The organism is Acinetobacter lactucae (genome assembly GCF_013122135.1).
Lineage (GTDB): Bacteria > Pseudomonadota > Gammaproteobacteria > Pseudomonadales > Moraxellaceae > Acinetobacter > Acinetobacter lactucae.
Map to the genome: position 1 here is coordinate 1773748 of NZ_CP053391.1, position 15829 is coordinate 1789576.

Consider the following 15829-nt stretch of genomic DNA (forward strand, 5'->3'; position numbering starts at 1 on the left):
ATATGGATGTAAGAGAAGGTTTAGGAGAAAGATGATGAATGTATTACAACAAATAGATGAGTTTACGGTCGATCCACTACAGTTCCGACGGGCATTAGGAAATTTTGCAACAGGCGTTACGATTATTACCGCACAGAATGCGCAAGGTGAGAAGGTTGGTGTAACAGCAAATAGCTTTAACTCAGTGTCTCTAGACCCACCACTTATTTTGTGGAGCATTGATAAAAAATCTTCGAGTTTTTCAGTATTTGAAGAAGCAACTCATTTTGCGGTCAATATTTTATCGGGTACGCAAATTGAGCTGTCTAATAAGTTTTCGAGACGCAATATTGATAAATTTGCAGACACAAACTTTCAACTTGGTGTTGGACGCGCACCCATTTTAGAAAATTGTTCTGCGGTGTTTGAGTGTGAACGCTATCAAGTGATTGAAGGTGGTGACCACTGGATTATTATTGGTAAAGTGGTTCGTTTCCATGACCAAGGCCGAAGCCCACTGGTCTACCATCAAGGCGCATATTCTTGTGTCATGCCGCATCCAAGCCTGCAAGTTAAACAAACTGAGCAGAATGGCGTAGACCAAACACATTATGGGCACTTATATAATAATGTCTGCTATTTGATGAGTCGTGCTTTTAAAGCTTATCAAACTGACTATATTCCTAAGCAAATGGCTTCAGGGTTCCGTACCAGTGAATCACGTCTTTTACTCGTTTTAGCCAGTGGTACTGCTTCTAGTAAGGAAGATTTACCGCGCGATATTGCTATGCCAATGCAAGAAGTTGAAAGATCGGCTGAAATTCTAAAATTTGAAGGATTATTGGTCGACCACGATAATTTGTATGCACTGACCGAGAAAGGTAAACAAACGGCGCAGTATTTGTTTGATATTGCCGACAGCCACCAAAATGAAGTGTTTAAAAAATATTCTGATGAGCAAAAGGATATTTTTATTACCATGCTACGAGATTTTGCAGGAGTAGCATAAGCCCCATTAAGCTGATAAATTGAATTGATTTATCAGCTTCTTTACATCTAGCTGACTATCATCAAAACAATTCCAAGGATAAGGAATTTTTGGCACACAATTTGTTTATCAATAAAACATGATTGCAAATAAGCCAAGACAGTGAACTACAGCCAAAGAAAATGTTTCGCTGTAGCACGTGTATAGAGAGGTAAGGGATGAACCAATATGTAAGTGACGCATTGTTGAATTGGACACACCATATCAAGAATGTTTGCGGAAATTTTGAAACAGATTTTGACGGCACCCGTAATTTATTCATTGGAGAAGTTCAATGCTTTTTATTGGGAGATACCGAAATTGCGTTCATTAGAAATAATGCAAATAAGATTGTCCGAAAAGCCGATGAAATCGATCGAGTGAATAATCGTTTTTGCTTTTTGATTTTGCAGTATTCGGGAAAAATGCTGCTCGAATATAAAAATGAAACGCTAAGCCTGAATGAAGGCGATATTGTGTTGGTGGACCCGGTTGAAACCATTTCGATGTACCCGCAAGGCTTAGTCAGCCAGATTTCAGTACACCTGTCGCGTGAAAAATTACTTAAAGAAAATATTAGTACCGAATATTTTGGAAAACTCATTACTCAAAATATGAGCGGTTTTTTACTCAAAAATATTTTGAAAAATATGTCTCCCGAAAACATCAAGCTTTGGTATGCGACCGAAGATGGTAATGCTTTTGAAGATGCGCTGATTGCCTTAATCAAACCCACAATTAATTATAAAAATATTAATAGCTCAAATAACCTGATGGAAAAAGCCGAGCGTTTTATTATTGAGAACTTAGCAAAACCAGATTTAACACCCAAATTAATTGCAGAGCATATTGGTGTATCACTACGACATCTTTACCGTTTATTCCTTCAAGAAAATTTATCTATTAACAAGTATATACAGCTCAAACGCCTAGAAAAAGTCAAAGCAGATTTACTCGATAAAAGAAATAAACAAAGCTCGATTACCCAGATTGCCTTGAAATGGGGGTTTTGGGACGGCGCTCATTTTTCAAAAATCTTTAAAAAGACTTATGGTATTTCTCCTAAAGAATTTAGAGAGGGGATGACAGCTTAAACGCTCCTCTCTTGATGTCATTTTTAGACAAGTTCTAGGTCATTCTTGAACAAGCTAGCCCCATGCAAGTGTGTTGAAATTAAATTAATTAGAACAGGTTAGATGAGCTTAATAAGCATAGAACTATTAAGTTTATTTAATGAATTTCACACATGGGAAAGTGCATTTTAACTGTCTGATTCAGATAGTTCAGGGATAGATGAAAAGGATGAAACCAATGCGTAAACAACGATTATTGAATGACATACAAAAGATATTAGCGCTTAATTTATCAATAGCTGCAAGCTTTTGGGGATTAAATACTCAAGCTTTTGCTCATGGTGGAAAAGCTGAAATGGTATCTCTTTACCAAAACATGAGTGAGCAAGGCGCTAAAGTTGTCAAAGACGATTTTACTAATACTTATATGATTACCAAAGGCTCTATCGTGGTAAGAGCCAAGCCAAACTCAAATCAGGTTTTAGTGAATGGCAAACCTCTAAAATTAAGTGTCCCGCTATTAATTAAAGATAATAAACCTGTTATTGGAAAAGACTTCTTTAATGAAGTATTTCAGTCTGGTTTAGATCAAACTTTTAAAGTTGAAAATACGTTTCATCCACTCAATAGTTTAAATTCTGACGAAATTAAAAAGACATTTGATGTCATTAACCGCTCAAAATATGCCTATAAAAATATGCGTTTTGCCGAGTTAAAGCTAAAAGAACCAGAAAAAGCAAAAGTTTGGGATTACTTTATTAATCACAAAGAATATAAAGACGCTCGAATTGCATCTTTCATTTTGCTAAAAGGCAACCAAGCGATTGAAGGTGAAGTTAACCTTAACACTCAGCAAGTCACAAAATGGAATGTACTTAAAGATACTCATGGAATGGTCTTGCTAGATAACTTTGAAACCGTACAGCGTGTGATTGAAGCGAGTAAAGAATATCAGGATGCTTTACGCAAGCGTGGTGTAACAGATGTTAAGAAAGTCATTACCAATCCATTAACCGTTGGATATTTTGGCGGTAAAGATGGCTTGGATAAACAACTTAATGTTTTAAAAGTTGTGTCGTATCTAGATACTGGTGATGGTAACTATTGGGCACATCCAATTGAAAACTTGGTGGCTGTGGTTGATTTAGATAAAGAAAAAATTATTAAAATCGAAGAAGGAGCCATGATTCCAGTTCCCATGACGGATCGACCTTATGCCACTAAAAATACCAAACCACCAAAAATCAAACCGTTGAATATTAGTGAACCCGAAGGTAAGAACTTTTCTATTACAGGACAAACGGTACATTGGGGTAATTGGTGCTTCCATGTGGCTTTAGATTCTCGTGTTGGCTTACAGCTTTCAACCGTGACATATAAAGATAAAGGCGTAAAACGTAAAGTCATGTATGAAGGTAACCTTGGTGGAATGGTGGTTCCATATGGTGACCCTGACATGGGATGGTACTTTAAGTCTTATCTGGACTCTGGTGAGTACGGAATGGGAACACTCACATCAGCCATTCAACTTGGGACCGATGCGCCAGAAAATGCGGTGTTACTTGATGCAGTGATTGCAGACTATAAAGGCCAGCCACAAGTGATTCCAAATGCGATTGCAATTTTCGAGCGCTATGCTGGCCCTGAATATAAACATCAAGAAATATTTGGTGATCAAGATGCCAGTGAAGCACGCCGTGAACTTGTAGTACGCTGGATTAGCACAGTGGGTAACTACGATTACATGTTTGACTGGGTATTTGCTCAAAATGGCGTGATTGGCATTAATGCAGGTGCTACAGGTATTGAAGCGGTTAAAGGCGTTAAAGCACGCACCATGCATGACAGTACCGCAAAAGAAGACACTAAATATGGCACTTTAATTGACCATAATATTGTGGGTACAACCCATCAACACATCTATAACTTCCGCTTAGACATGGATGTAGATGGTGAGAACAACAGCTTTATGCACATGGATCCTGTGGTTAAGGCCAATGACCGAGGTGGGGTGCGTACAAGTACGATGCAAATTGATAGTAAAGTCATTACCAATGAGCAAAATGCAGCTGAAAAATTTGATCCATCTACCATTCGCTTACTAACTAATTTCAATAAGGAAAATAAATTAGGAAATCCTGTTTCTTACCAGCTCATTCCTTTTGCAGGTGGAACACACCCTGTGGCGAAGGGTGCTAATTTTTCTAAAGATGAATGGTTATTTAAACGTTTGAACTTTATGGATAAGCAAATTTGGGTGACGCAATATAATCAGGATGAACGCTATCCTGAAGGTAAATATTCAAACCGTTCGACTCATGACACAGGCTTAGGTCAGTTTATTAGCAACAATGAAAATATTGAAAATAAAGATCTTGTGGTGTGGATGACAACAGGCACAACCCATGTGGCACGTGCTGAAGAATGGCCAATCATGCCGACAGAGTGGGTGAATACACTGATCAAACCGTGGAACTTCTTTGACAATACGCCGACTTTAAACTTGGGCGAAGAAGAGCAAAACACGCAGCACGACCATCACTAAAGACGTGTATCACGCGAGATGGGTAACGAATCGGTTACCCACTCTTAGCGTCTGGTAGACCATTCACAAAAAAGGAATTTTGTATGAAAACTCTACTTTCTCAAGTTATGAGAGGGACTCTCTTTGTCTCATTTTTTTCAACAGTGCATGCTGGTGAGCTTGAAATTAAGCCGACTTTTGAAGCAACTTTTGGGGCTTTTAGTAGCGGTAAAAGCTATAACGGCGAAAACCTAGATGATGAAAGAGTCAATTGGCAAGAAGGCCATCTTAAATATGGTGCTAAAGGACAATACACCTTTAAAAACAATCAGCTTTATGCAAGCTTGAGCGGTATTAGCTCGGCAACATTTGGTGATGGTGATGCAGGCCAAAATAGTAATGGTAAAGAACGCAAAACAGATGTGAATGAATGGATCTTAGGTTTTAAAGATGGCACCAATAAAGATGAGTTAACGACCTATGATTTAAGTATTGGTCGACAAAATATCATGATTGGTGACGGGTTTTTTATTGCGGGTGATGCATTAAACCTCGGTAAAGTGCCTGCGGATGGCGCACTCGATCGGGGCGGAGCATATTATCTGGCAGCCCGTCGAAGTTTTGATTTTACAAGTTTGCTTCAATACAAACCGCAAGAGAATACCACGCTAAAACTGGCTTATTTAAAATCGGACAATAAAGCACAATTTGCACCTGAACTCTTTGTAACCGATCTGATGTATCAGCTTAAAGATAAAGGTGTTGGATTTACTTACTTAAATGTATTAGACCTTGAAGATGCTGAGCAAGTTTCAGGGCGCGAAGATCTTAAAAATTATGCTTTACGTTTAAATTATCAACCTTTGCCAGAACTACAAGTTAAAACTGAGTTTGTTGTGCAAGATAAAAAAGATAGTCAAGAAAATGCAGGCTACTTGGCGCTGAACTATAACTTTTTATCTTCCAAATATACGCCCTCATTAGGCTATCGTTTTAGCCATTTTTCCGACCAATACGACCCGATGTTTTATGGAAATACAGTCGGGTTCGGCACGTGGTTTCAAGGTGAAGTTGCAGGAAATTATGCTGGCCCATTTAATAAAAATGCAGATATTCACCAAGTTTCTTACAGTATGAATCTAAAAGAAAATTTTATGTTAGGTGCTTTGGCTTATAAGTTCAAAACAGTTAATAAATCTTTAACTAATGTAGATGGACATGAACTAGATGTGTTTTCGGTTTGGTCGGTTAATAAAAAATTCAACGTTATTCCTTTAGTGGGACTCTATAAACCGAAACACGATATCCATAGTGGTGGTACTCAAAACTACGATGACAAAACCAATGTGTATGCACAGTTAATTTTGCAATACATCTATTAAATCAGAGCAAAGGAGACCGTGTTTATTGACGGTGCATTCATAAAAATAAACTTAGGTGAAATCAGATGAATAAACAATATGACTATATCGTGATTGGTGCGGGCTCGGCAGGCTGTGTGGTTGCAGCACGGCTGTTACAGGCCAAAGCAGGGCGCGTTCTTGTTTTAGAGGCAGGAAGCCGAGATAGCAGTATGTTTCATACTATACCTGCCACGGTGGTTAAAGTATTCCAGCAAAAATCATGGCAATACATGACTGTCCCTCAGAAATATTGTAATCATCGTGAAATGATCCTTGCACAAGGAAAAGTGTTGGGAGGCGGAAGCTCGGTCAATGGAATGATCTATTGCCGAGGCCAACGTCAGGATTATGATTTATGGGCCACGGAATGGGGATGCAATCAGTGGTCTTATCAACATGTACTGCCTTTTTTTAAAAAAGCAGAAAAAAATGAAAGTCTTGCTAATGAATATCACGGACAAGATGGCATTTTACCTGTCAGTGAAAACCGCTATCGCCATCCTTTGACACTTGCTTGTATTAAAGCAGGTCAGCAAATGGGCATGAATTACGTCAATGATATTAATGGTTGGGATCAGGCAGGTATAGGGTTTTATCAAACCACCACTCAAAATGGTTCACGGGCGAGTACCTCAAAAACCTATTTAAAGTCAGTCGAAAACCACCCAGACCTCACGGTGATTACTGATGCCTTAGTCCATAAAATTGAAACTCAAGGTGATCAGGTTACTGGGGTGACTTATAGCGTTGGGGGTAAATCACCAATTACTGTACAAGCTCAAAAAGAAGTCATTCTGAGCGCTGGTGCAATTGGTAGTCCTAAGGTTTTATTACTTTCGGGAATTGGTCCAAAACAGCATTTAGATGAGCTCGGCATTGAATGTATCCGTGACCTACCCGTAGGTGAAAATTTTCACGATCATTTGCATATGTCGGTGAATGCAACGGTAACAACCAATAATAGTCTGCTCGGTGAAGACCAAGGTTTAACCGCCGTACGGCACTTTTTACAATGGTGTTTTACACGTTCAGGATTGTTGACCACCAATATTCTAGAAGGTGGTGGTTTTATTGACACCAATAACAATGGTCGACCTGATGTTCAGTTTCATTTTTTACCTGTGCTGGATAATTTCGATAATACCCCTGGTGAAAAATCAGTGGCTCAAGCACATGGCCTTACGATTAAGGTCGGACATGTACAGCCAAAAGCACGTGGGACTTTACGTTTAGGTAGTAAAGATCCTAAAGATTTACCTGTCATTGATCCTAATTATTTAGGTCATCAAGAAGATATTGACGCCAATATCCGTGCGGTACAGGCCGGACTTCGTCTATTACAACAGCCCGCATTAAAAGCAATTGTCAAAGAAGTGATTGAGCCTGCAAATATCGATCCTGATGATATTGAAGCGATTGATAAATGGATGCGCCAGAACATTAAAACGGTTTATCACCCCGCTGGTAGTTGCAAAATGGGCAATGCTCCGCAAGATTCGGTCACAGATCAGACCCTAAAAGTCCATGGTTTTAAAAATTTACGTGTGGTGGATTGTTCTATTTGCCCCCAAGTTCCAAGCGGTAATACCAACGCAATTGCCATCATGATTGGAGAACGTGGTGCAGACTTTATTTTGAATCAGGTCGCGTAGTTGCTGTCATATCAATATTTAGAAATGAAAAGAGGAAAAGAAAATGAGTGAAGTTCAGATTTTAGAAAGCGTACAGCAATTTATGGCGCGACAACATGGACATTTTATTAATGGAAAACTAGTTGCTGCCGAGCTTTTGGATAAAGTGGATATTGTAAATCCATCCACTGAACAAGTTGTTGCTCAAATTAGTGTTGGTAGTCAACAAGATGTCGAAAATGCGGTGAAAAGTGCTGAACATGCTTTTCAAAATGCTTGGGCTGAAACGACACCGTATGAGCGTGGCGTTAAACTGAACAAGCTGGCCGATTTAATTGAGCAATATGGTGAAGAACTTGCACAGCTCGAGACGTTGTCTACCGGAAAACTTATCAATATTTCCCGCCATCTTGAAGTCGCACAATCTGTTATTTTCTTAAGATATTTTGCTGGTTGGGCAACCAAAATTAATGGTCAAACCATGCGACCCTCTATTCCTTCTATGCAAGGTGAGAAATATACGGCCTTTACTTTAAGACAACCGATTGGTGTGGTTGCAGGGATTGTGCCTTGGAATTTTTCACTGATGATTGGCGTTTGGAAAATCGGTTCAGCTTTAACAACGGGTTGTACCATTGTGCTTAAACCGAGTGAGTTTGCCAGCTTATCTTTATTACGCTTAGCTGAACTTGCCATTGAAGCAGGTATTCCAGCGGGTGTGATTAATGTAGTAACAGGTAATGGAGAAACAGGGCAATATTTAATTGAGTCACCGCTCGTTAAGAAAGTCTCATTTACAGGTTCAGTGCCGACAGGCATTGCGATTGGTAAACTCGCGATGAGCAGCGATTTAACCCGTGTAAGTCTGGAGTTAGGCGGTAAAAATGCTATAGCTGTTTTGGCTGATGCAAATGTCGATGAGATTTTACCGACTTTGTTGCAAGCAACTTTTGTACATCAAGGCCAAGTTTGTGCATCCCCAGAGCGGTTTTTTGTACACCGTACAAAATACGATGAATTGGTGGAAAAACTCTCTAAAGCACTCTCTGGTTTCAAAATTGGGTCGGCCATGGATGAGGGAAGTATGTTTGGTCCACTCTCTAATCAGCCACATTTTCATAAAGTAAAACATTATTTAGATATGGCAAAAGCCAACAACCAGATTATTGCAGGTGGTGAGGCTTTAGATCAGACTGGTTATTTTGTACAGCCGACTTTAATTTCCTTTAAAAATACGGATGATCCTTTATTTTCAGAAGAAACCTTTGGTCCAGTGGTCGGGGTAATGTCATTTGAAACTGACGAAGAGCTTATTCAGTTGATGAATCAGTCGCGCTTTGGCTTAACTGCAAGTATTTGGACAAATGACTTATCTAAAGCTTTGCGTTTAATTCCTAAGATTGAAGCAGGCACTCTATGGGTCAATATGCATACGTTCTTAGATCCATCTGTTCCATTTGGTGGGGTGAAAGCTTCAGGAATTGGCAGAGAGTTTTCAGATGCATTTATTGAAGATTACACCGAATTGAAATCGGTCATGATTCGGTATTAAGTTCAAAGATTCTACGAGATATAAAAAATGGCCTATAAAGGCCATTTTTTGAATCATTAAATTAACCTAATAAAAAATCCTTTAAGATTTTATTAAAAGCTTCTGGCTGTTCTACATTGGAAATATGAGAAGCATCTATTTCTGCAAGTTTTGCTTGTGGAATGCGTTGCTGCATAAATTCACCATCTGCAACAGTTGTTACAGGGTCTTGAGTTCCAGCAATTACTAATACTGGAATTTTAATGTCTTTTAACTGCTCACGGACATCCGCTTTAGCCAAAGCCTCACAACAATTGGCATAACCGATTGCGCTGCCAGCACTTAAGTCGTTACACAGGTTGTTGACAATTGAAGTATGACTTTGGATAAAGGGATCTGTAAACCATCGCGAAGCTGCTGTAGCTGCGATTGGTTGTAAACCTTGCTCACGTACTAATTTTGCACGGTCAAGCCATGCCTGTTCTTGTCCAATTTTAGCGGCAGTATTTGCCACAACGACATGACTAAAGCGGTCAGGGTATTGAATTGCAAGCCATTGACCGGTTAAACCGCCCATTGAAATACCACAAAAAGCAGCTTTAGTAATATTCAGATGATCAAGTAAACGTACAACATCTTCACCTAATTGCTCTACAGTGTATGGGCCGTCAGGTGTGGATGATGAACCGTGACCACGAGTGTCATAGCAGATTACAAAAAACTGATCTTTCAATTCATTAAACTGTTTTTGCCACATACCATAATTGGTGCCCAACGAATTGGAAAATACCAGAGCAGGGGAAGATGGCTCACCAAAGGTTTGATAGTTAATTTGTGCATCGGCAGATTGAAAAGATGGCATTTTTTTCTCCTTAAAGTGCTTCAACACGTTCAATAATCAAAGCGATGCCTTGGCCTACACCAATACACATTGAACACAAGGCATAGCGACCACCTGTCTGTTCAAGTTGGTTTAGGGCTGTGGTGACTAGGCGTGCACCTGATGCACCAAGCGGATGACCCAGTGCAATCGCACCACCGTTCGGATTCACTTTGTCAGAATCATCTGGCAAACCTAAATCACGGGTCACAGCCAAAGCTTGTGCAGCAAAGGCTTCATTCAGCTCAATTACATCCATCTGCTCTAAAGTCAGGTTGGCTTGTTTAAGTAATTTTTTAATGGCTGGTGCCGGAGCAAAACCCATAATGCGGGGTTCTACACCCACCGCTGTTGAAGCAATGATCTTGGCACGTGGTTTTAGCTTATAGGCCTGAACTGCCTCATCAGAAGCAATCAGCAGAGCTGCTGCACCATCGTTGATGCCTGAAGCATTACCCGCAGTAACTGAACCATCTGCTTTAACCACTGGTTTAAGTTTGCTTAAAGCTTCAAGCGTGGTTGATGCACGTGGATGCTCATCGGTATCAATCACAACAGCATCACCCTTACGCTGAGGGATTTCAACTGCCACGATTTCTTTAGAAAAAAAGCCTTTGGCTTGCGCGCTTGCGGTGCGTTGTTGGCTCACCAAGGCAAACTGGTCCTGATCTGCACGATTAACGTTAAACTGTTCAGCCACGTTTTCGGCAGTCTGGGGCATAGTGTCTACACCATACAATTCTTTAAGTTTAGGGTTAATGAAACGCCAGCCCATGGTGGTATCTTCGATCTTCTGGCTACGGCCAAAAGCACTGTCTGACTTACCCATCACATAAGGTGCACGGCTCATGCTTTCCACACCGCCTGCAATCACCAAGTTTGCTTCACCGGCTTTAATAGCACGGGCAGCAATGGCAATCGCATCGAGTGAAGAACCACAGAGACGGTTAATGGTGGTTGCTGGTACTTGATACGGTAAACCTGCAAGCAGTGCTGACATACGGCCCACGTTACGGTTATCTTCACCGGCCTGGTTGGCACAGCCATAGATCACATCATCGACCTGTTCCCAATCTACATTCGGGTTACGCTGCATAAGCGCCTTAATCGGCACAGCGCCAAGGTCATCGGCACGGACAGGTGCAAGGCCACCGGCATAACGGCCGAATGGAGTACGGATCGCATCGATGATATAAGCGTTTTTCATTCTTACATTTCCATTTTGAAATCTATTGCTGTCATTGCCACATAGTTAGGCTTTTCCAGAGTTTGCTGGCGATCATCATGGTTACTAAGTTAAAAGTAGTCATGACAGAGTCTTATCGTGTTGAGTCAAATGCCAGTAGCTAATTCTTGTCACTTTTTTAAAAAAGTAACCAAAAACCTTTGTTGAACAGAGGAGGCTTCCTTGCCTCCCTGTCCAACGGGCGACATCCATGTCGCCTGTCACAATAGCGAATTACGGTAAAATCCAAATTAATAAGCAAGAACCGTATTCAAAGAGTTCCATTCAATGTTTCGCGTTGGCGACATGGATGTCGCCTCGTTGCTCAGCACAACAGGGATGTTGTGTCTGAGTAACAAAGGATTTTTGTTACTTTTTATCCTTAAAAAGTAAGGTATTGCCTATACAAAGGGCCTTTGAATATCACCATCATTTATAGGCTGTGGCGCTATTGATTAGCTGCCATACTCAATCAATTTAGAGACTTAATTCGTTGCATCAAACAAAGTTGCACCCGTTAAAGCTTGTAACTCATCAAAGCTAAGACCTTCCACTTTCTCAATCACTTTTAAACCATCTTTAGTCACATCTATTACACACAGGTCAGTGTAAATACGGTCAACACATTGCTTACCCGTAACTGGGTAAGTGAGCTCAGCCACAATCTTCGGTTCACCTTGCTTGGTTACATGGTCTGTGGTGATAAAGACTTTCTTGGCACCTACAGCCAAATCCATCGCACCACCTACTGCAGGAATCGCATCCGGTGCACCAGTGTGCCAGTTCGCCAAGTCACCATTGGCTGCAACCTGAAATGCGCCAAGAACAGCAATATCGAGGTGACCTCCACGCATCATGGCAAATGAATCGCCATGGTGAAAAAAGCTGCCACCTTCAAGCATGGTCACAAACTCTTTACCCGCATTAATCAGTTCTGGGTCTTCTTCACCTGCCGCAGGTGGCGGGCCAAATGCCAACAGGCCATTTTCAGAATGAAGAAAAATATCTTTATCGTTAGGTAAGTAGCTTGCAATCTTGGTCGGTAAACCAATACCCAAATTCACATAGGCACCGTCTGGAATATCTTGTGCCACACGTTTTGCAATCTGGTCACGGCTGAGTTTCTGGTAGCTCATGTTATTTCTCCTTATTGCTTACTGTGCGGGTGCGACTTGTACAACATGCTGTACAAAGATACCTGGCGTGATGATGTGCTCAGGGTCTAATCCACCCAGTTCTACAACCTCAGACACCTGAGCAATGGTGACATCAGCAGCCATCGCCATGATCGGGCCAAAGTTACGTGCAGATTTACGGTAAACCAGATTGCCCCAGCGGTCGCCCTTGTAAGCTTTAATCAAGGCAAAGTCAGCCTTGATCGGATATTCAAGTACATAATCTTTGCCATCAATCTCACGGGTTTCTTTGCCTTCGGCCAAAAGTGTTCCAAAGCCAGTTGGGGTAAACACGGCTCCAAGTCCCATACCTGCTGCCTGAATACGACAAGCCAGATTACCTTGTGGTACGACTTCAAGTTCAACTTTTCCGGCACGGTACAGTTCATCAAACACGTAAGAGTCTGCCTGACGTGGAAAAGAACAAATCACTTTTTTAACTGAGCCGGCTTTAAGTAGTTTAGCCAAGCCATAATCGCCATTACCGGCATTGTTGCTCACAATGGTCAGGTCTTTAACACCCAGTTCAATCAGTCCATCAATGAGTTCAGCGGGTTGTCCTGCGGTACCAAAACCACCAATCAGAATGGTTGCGCCATCTTTAATCTGCGAGAGTGCCTCGCTTAGTGAGGACTTACTTTTGTCAATCATGTGAGAAACCTTAGAGCATGAGGTAACGTGATGTATTACTACCGCTAAAAATTTATTTAAATTCTTAATGGTAGTAATAAATGGAATAAATTTTGTGAGTCAAAAGCGAACTTTTAACTCACATATACTTTCAATTAAGCACTAGCACGACGACGTTCAACTTCAGTTGAAGGAGCAGCAGCGGCATCTTTAACAAGTTCAATGTTAAATGTGATGTGTTTGAAAGCGTGATCTAAACCACGGCGTTGAATTTCAGCTGGGTCTGTTACATCAACTGCTGTTGCAACTAAGCCGTCACGAGTAGCGAAGGCAAAGTCGTCCCATAGGTACTCATCACCCTCAATGTTGAATTGAGTTGTAAGTTTGCGGTAACCCGGTGCAGAAACAAAATAGTGAACGTGAGATGGACGATTACCATGACGGCCTAACTTGTTAAGCAGAGCTTGAGTCGTGCCTTCAGGAGGGCAACCATAACCTACAGGCATAGTCGTTAATGCAACATATTTACCATCAGCATCAGTCAAAATACTACGGCGTAAGTTGAAGTCAGATTGAGACTTATCAAAGAATGAGTAGTTACCCAAACTGTTGGCATGCCAAACTTCAACTTTAGCATTTTCAATGATATTGCCATCAGTATCGGTCACAGTACCTTCAATAATTAAAGTATCGATTTTGCCTGTTTCAGTACCATCATCCATACGCGCAAAACCAACAGATTCAGGCGCACCTGCTACGTAAAGTGGACCTTCGATGGTACGAGGTGTGCCACCCGTAACACCAGCTTTTGCATCAGCTTCATCTGCACGTAAATCAAGATAGTGCTCTAGACCTAAGCCAGCTGCTAAAAGACCAAGTTCATTGGCTTGACCAGCATCGGTAAAATATTCCAGACCTTTCCATACTTCTGAAGGTTGGATGTCTAAGTCTTCGATGGCTTGAAATAAATCCCCGAGAAGGCGCACTACAATTTGTTGAACACGTGCATCAACTTCACCTTTTGCAGTGTCGACATTCATTTGTTTTACAAGCGCATCAATTTGTTGACGGTTCATACTAAAACTCCTTAAGTATGCAATACGGTTTTGGGTGGCAGCGTTGCGGGCATTTTATTTTGCTAGCGAATAGTTGCTACCACGTTCCTTGTTACCTTCTGAATAAAATATGCTTAGTTTTTAAATAGACTTCAGAAATCACATTTAAAAAATTCTTTTGGATTACGAATCATCATCACGAACAGATGAAGGGTGACGATTAAGCGCCATCACTTCGATATCCATGTAAGGATAAAGTGGCAAACCCTGTAAAATGTTATGCAATTCTTCATTGCTCTCGACATCAAAAATACTGATGTTTGAGTACTGGCCTGTAACTCGCCAGATGTGGCGCCATTTACCTTGACGTTGTAAGTCTTGCGAATAAGCCTTTTCAACGGCTTTAATTTCATTCGCTTTGTCGGCTGGCATATCAAGTGGAATATGCACATCCATACGTACATGAAATAACATGGGAAACTCCTTATCCTGTTGCCTTAACGACGTAACTTTTCAACTTTATCTTCATCAATTTCAATGCCTAAGCCTGGTGCCGTTGGCAAGTGCAATTCAAAGTTTTCGTAACGTAGCGGTTCTTTCAAAATTTCTTCGGTAAGTAATAACGGACCAAATAATTCAGTACCAAACGCTAATGTTTCAAAGGTTGCAAATGCATGAGCAGAAGCCATGCTACCTATAGGCCCTTCAAGCATAGTACCGCCATAAAGATCGATTCCAGCTAAGCCTGCAATCTTGGCAACTTCACATGCTTCGATCAGACCACCAGATTGTTCAATCTTCACCGCAAATACATCTGCACCATGACTTTTTGCAATACGGTATGCGCTGTCAGGGCCAGTTAAAGCTTCATCTGCCATGATTGCGACATCAAAACGACGCGTTAAACGAGCAAGTGCTTCAGTATTTTGAATAGCGCAAGGCTGTTCAATTAAATCAATTCCGCCATCTTGTAGCTGTTGAATACCTTGAATACATTCCAGCTCTGACCATGCACGATTTACATCGACACGTACACTAATATCTGCACCTAATGCTTTTTTAATTGCAATCACATGATCAACATCGTGTTGCAAAGGGCGTGAGCCGATTTTGAGTTTGAACGTGTTATGACGTTTTAGCTCAATCATTTTTCGAGCTTCAGCAATGTCTTTTTCTGTGTCGCCAGACGCGAGCGTCCAAAGTACAGGTAAACTATCACGCAGACGGCCGCCTAAAACTTCACTTAACGGCACGCCTAAACGTTTTGCCTGAATATCAAGTAGAGCAGTCTGAATGGCACATTTCGCGAAACGGTTACCATTAATATTTTTTCGAATCAGTTTTAGTGTTTGAGCAACGTTTAAATCTTTAACTGATGCGAGTAATGGTGCAAAGTAAGTATCAATATTGGCTTTGACACTTTCAGGACTTTCTTCACCATAGTTCAGTCCACCAATGGTGGTCGCTTCACCCCAACCTACAATACCATCCGTGGTCGTAATTTTAACGAGCACCAAAGTCTGAGTACGCATGGTAGTCACAGACAACTGGTGAGGACGGATAGTTGGAATATCCACAAGTATGGTTTCTATGGTTCTATACATGAAGTTTCAACTATTTCAAACTTGTTTACATACCATAGAAGAATGTAATAGCCTAAAATAGATATAGAACGGTATTTTAAGATACTAAAAAG

The 15829-nt window shown here is 40.9% G+C and carries 13 protein-coding genes; 6 read left to right on the forward strand and 7 right to left on the reverse strand.

Annotated features, from left to right (window positions below):
- Positions 1-31: 31 nt before the first annotated feature.
- From HLV59_RS08255 to HLV59_RS08280, 6 genes are all read left to right on the forward strand, one after another.
- Complete coding sequence (locus HLV59_RS08255; RefSeq protein ID WP_171429721.1) at positions 32-988, forward strand: p-hydroxyphenylacetate 3-hydroxylase reductase component; 957 nt, start codon at positions 32-34, stop codon at positions 986-988.
- Positions 989-1185: 197 nt separating this feature from the next.
- A complete protein-coding gene (gene feaR / locus HLV59_RS08260; protein WP_016145458.1) occupies positions 1186-2100 on the forward strand; it encodes a transcriptional regulator FeaR in 915 nt (304 codons plus the stop codon).
- Between the two features lie 208 nt (positions 2101-2308).
- A complete protein-coding gene (gene tynA / locus HLV59_RS08265) occupies positions 2309-4624 on the forward strand; it encodes a primary-amine oxidase (protein WP_171429722.1) in 2316 nt (771 codons plus the stop codon).
- 143 nt (positions 4625-4767) lie between these two features.
- Entirely contained in the window at positions 4768-5985 is a 1218-nt protein-coding gene (locus HLV59_RS08270; RefSeq protein WP_171430599.1) for a hypothetical protein, read from the forward strand.
- Between the two features lie 65 nt (positions 5986-6050).
- Entirely contained in the window at positions 6051-7658 is a 1608-nt protein-coding gene (locus HLV59_RS08275) for a GMC family oxidoreductase (protein WP_171429723.1), read from the forward strand.
- Between the two features lie 43 nt (positions 7659-7701).
- Complete coding sequence (locus tag HLV59_RS08280; protein ID WP_171429724.1) at positions 7702-9189, forward strand: NAD-dependent phenylacetaldehyde dehydrogenase; 1488 nt, start codon at positions 7702-7704, stop codon at positions 9187-9189.
- A gap of 61 nt (positions 9190-9250) precedes the next feature.
- On the opposite strand, the gene pcaD is transcribed toward HLV59_RS08280, so the two are convergent.
- From pcaD to HLV59_RS08315, 7 genes are all read right to left on the reverse strand, one after another.
- On the reverse strand, positions 9251-10030 hold the full coding sequence (gene pcaD, locus HLV59_RS08285) for a 3-oxoadipate enol-lactonase (RefSeq protein ID WP_171429725.1): 780 nt from the start codon (positions 10028-10030) through the stop codon (positions 9251-9253).
- 10 nt (positions 10031-10040) lie between these two features.
- The gene (gene pcaF, locus HLV59_RS08290) at positions 10041-11255 is read right to left on the reverse strand and encodes a 3-oxoadipyl-CoA thiolase (RefSeq protein ID WP_171429726.1); all 1215 of its coding nucleotides are present in this window, start codon (positions 11253-11255) and stop codon (positions 10041-10043) included.
- Positions 11256-11758: 503 nt separating this feature from the next.
- Complete coding sequence (locus HLV59_RS08295; RefSeq protein WP_171429727.1) at positions 11759-12409, reverse strand: 3-oxoacid CoA-transferase subunit B; 651 nt, start codon at positions 12407-12409, stop codon at positions 11759-11761.
- Between the two features lie 18 nt (positions 12410-12427).
- On the reverse strand, positions 12428-13099 hold the full coding sequence (locus HLV59_RS08300; RefSeq protein ID WP_163118584.1) for a 3-oxoacid CoA-transferase subunit A: 672 nt from the start codon (positions 13097-13099) through the stop codon (positions 12428-12430).
- A gap of 134 nt (positions 13100-13233) precedes the next feature.
- Positions 13234-14154 (reverse strand): catechol 1,2-dioxygenase, encoded by a 921-nt coding sequence (gene catA / locus HLV59_RS08305; RefSeq protein WP_061875030.1) that lies wholly within the window; start codon positions 14152-14154, stop codon positions 13234-13236.
- A 162-nt stretch (positions 14155-14316) separates the two neighbouring features.
- Complete coding sequence (gene catC / locus HLV59_RS08310; protein WP_016145449.1) at positions 14317-14607, reverse strand: muconolactone Delta-isomerase; 291 nt, start codon at positions 14605-14607, stop codon at positions 14317-14319.
- A 23-nt stretch (positions 14608-14630) separates the two neighbouring features.
- Positions 14631-15737 (reverse strand): muconate/chloromuconate family cycloisomerase, encoded by a 1107-nt coding sequence (locus HLV59_RS08315; RefSeq protein ID WP_171429728.1) that lies wholly within the window; start codon positions 15735-15737, stop codon positions 14631-14633.
- Positions 15738-15829: the final 92 nt, after the last annotated feature.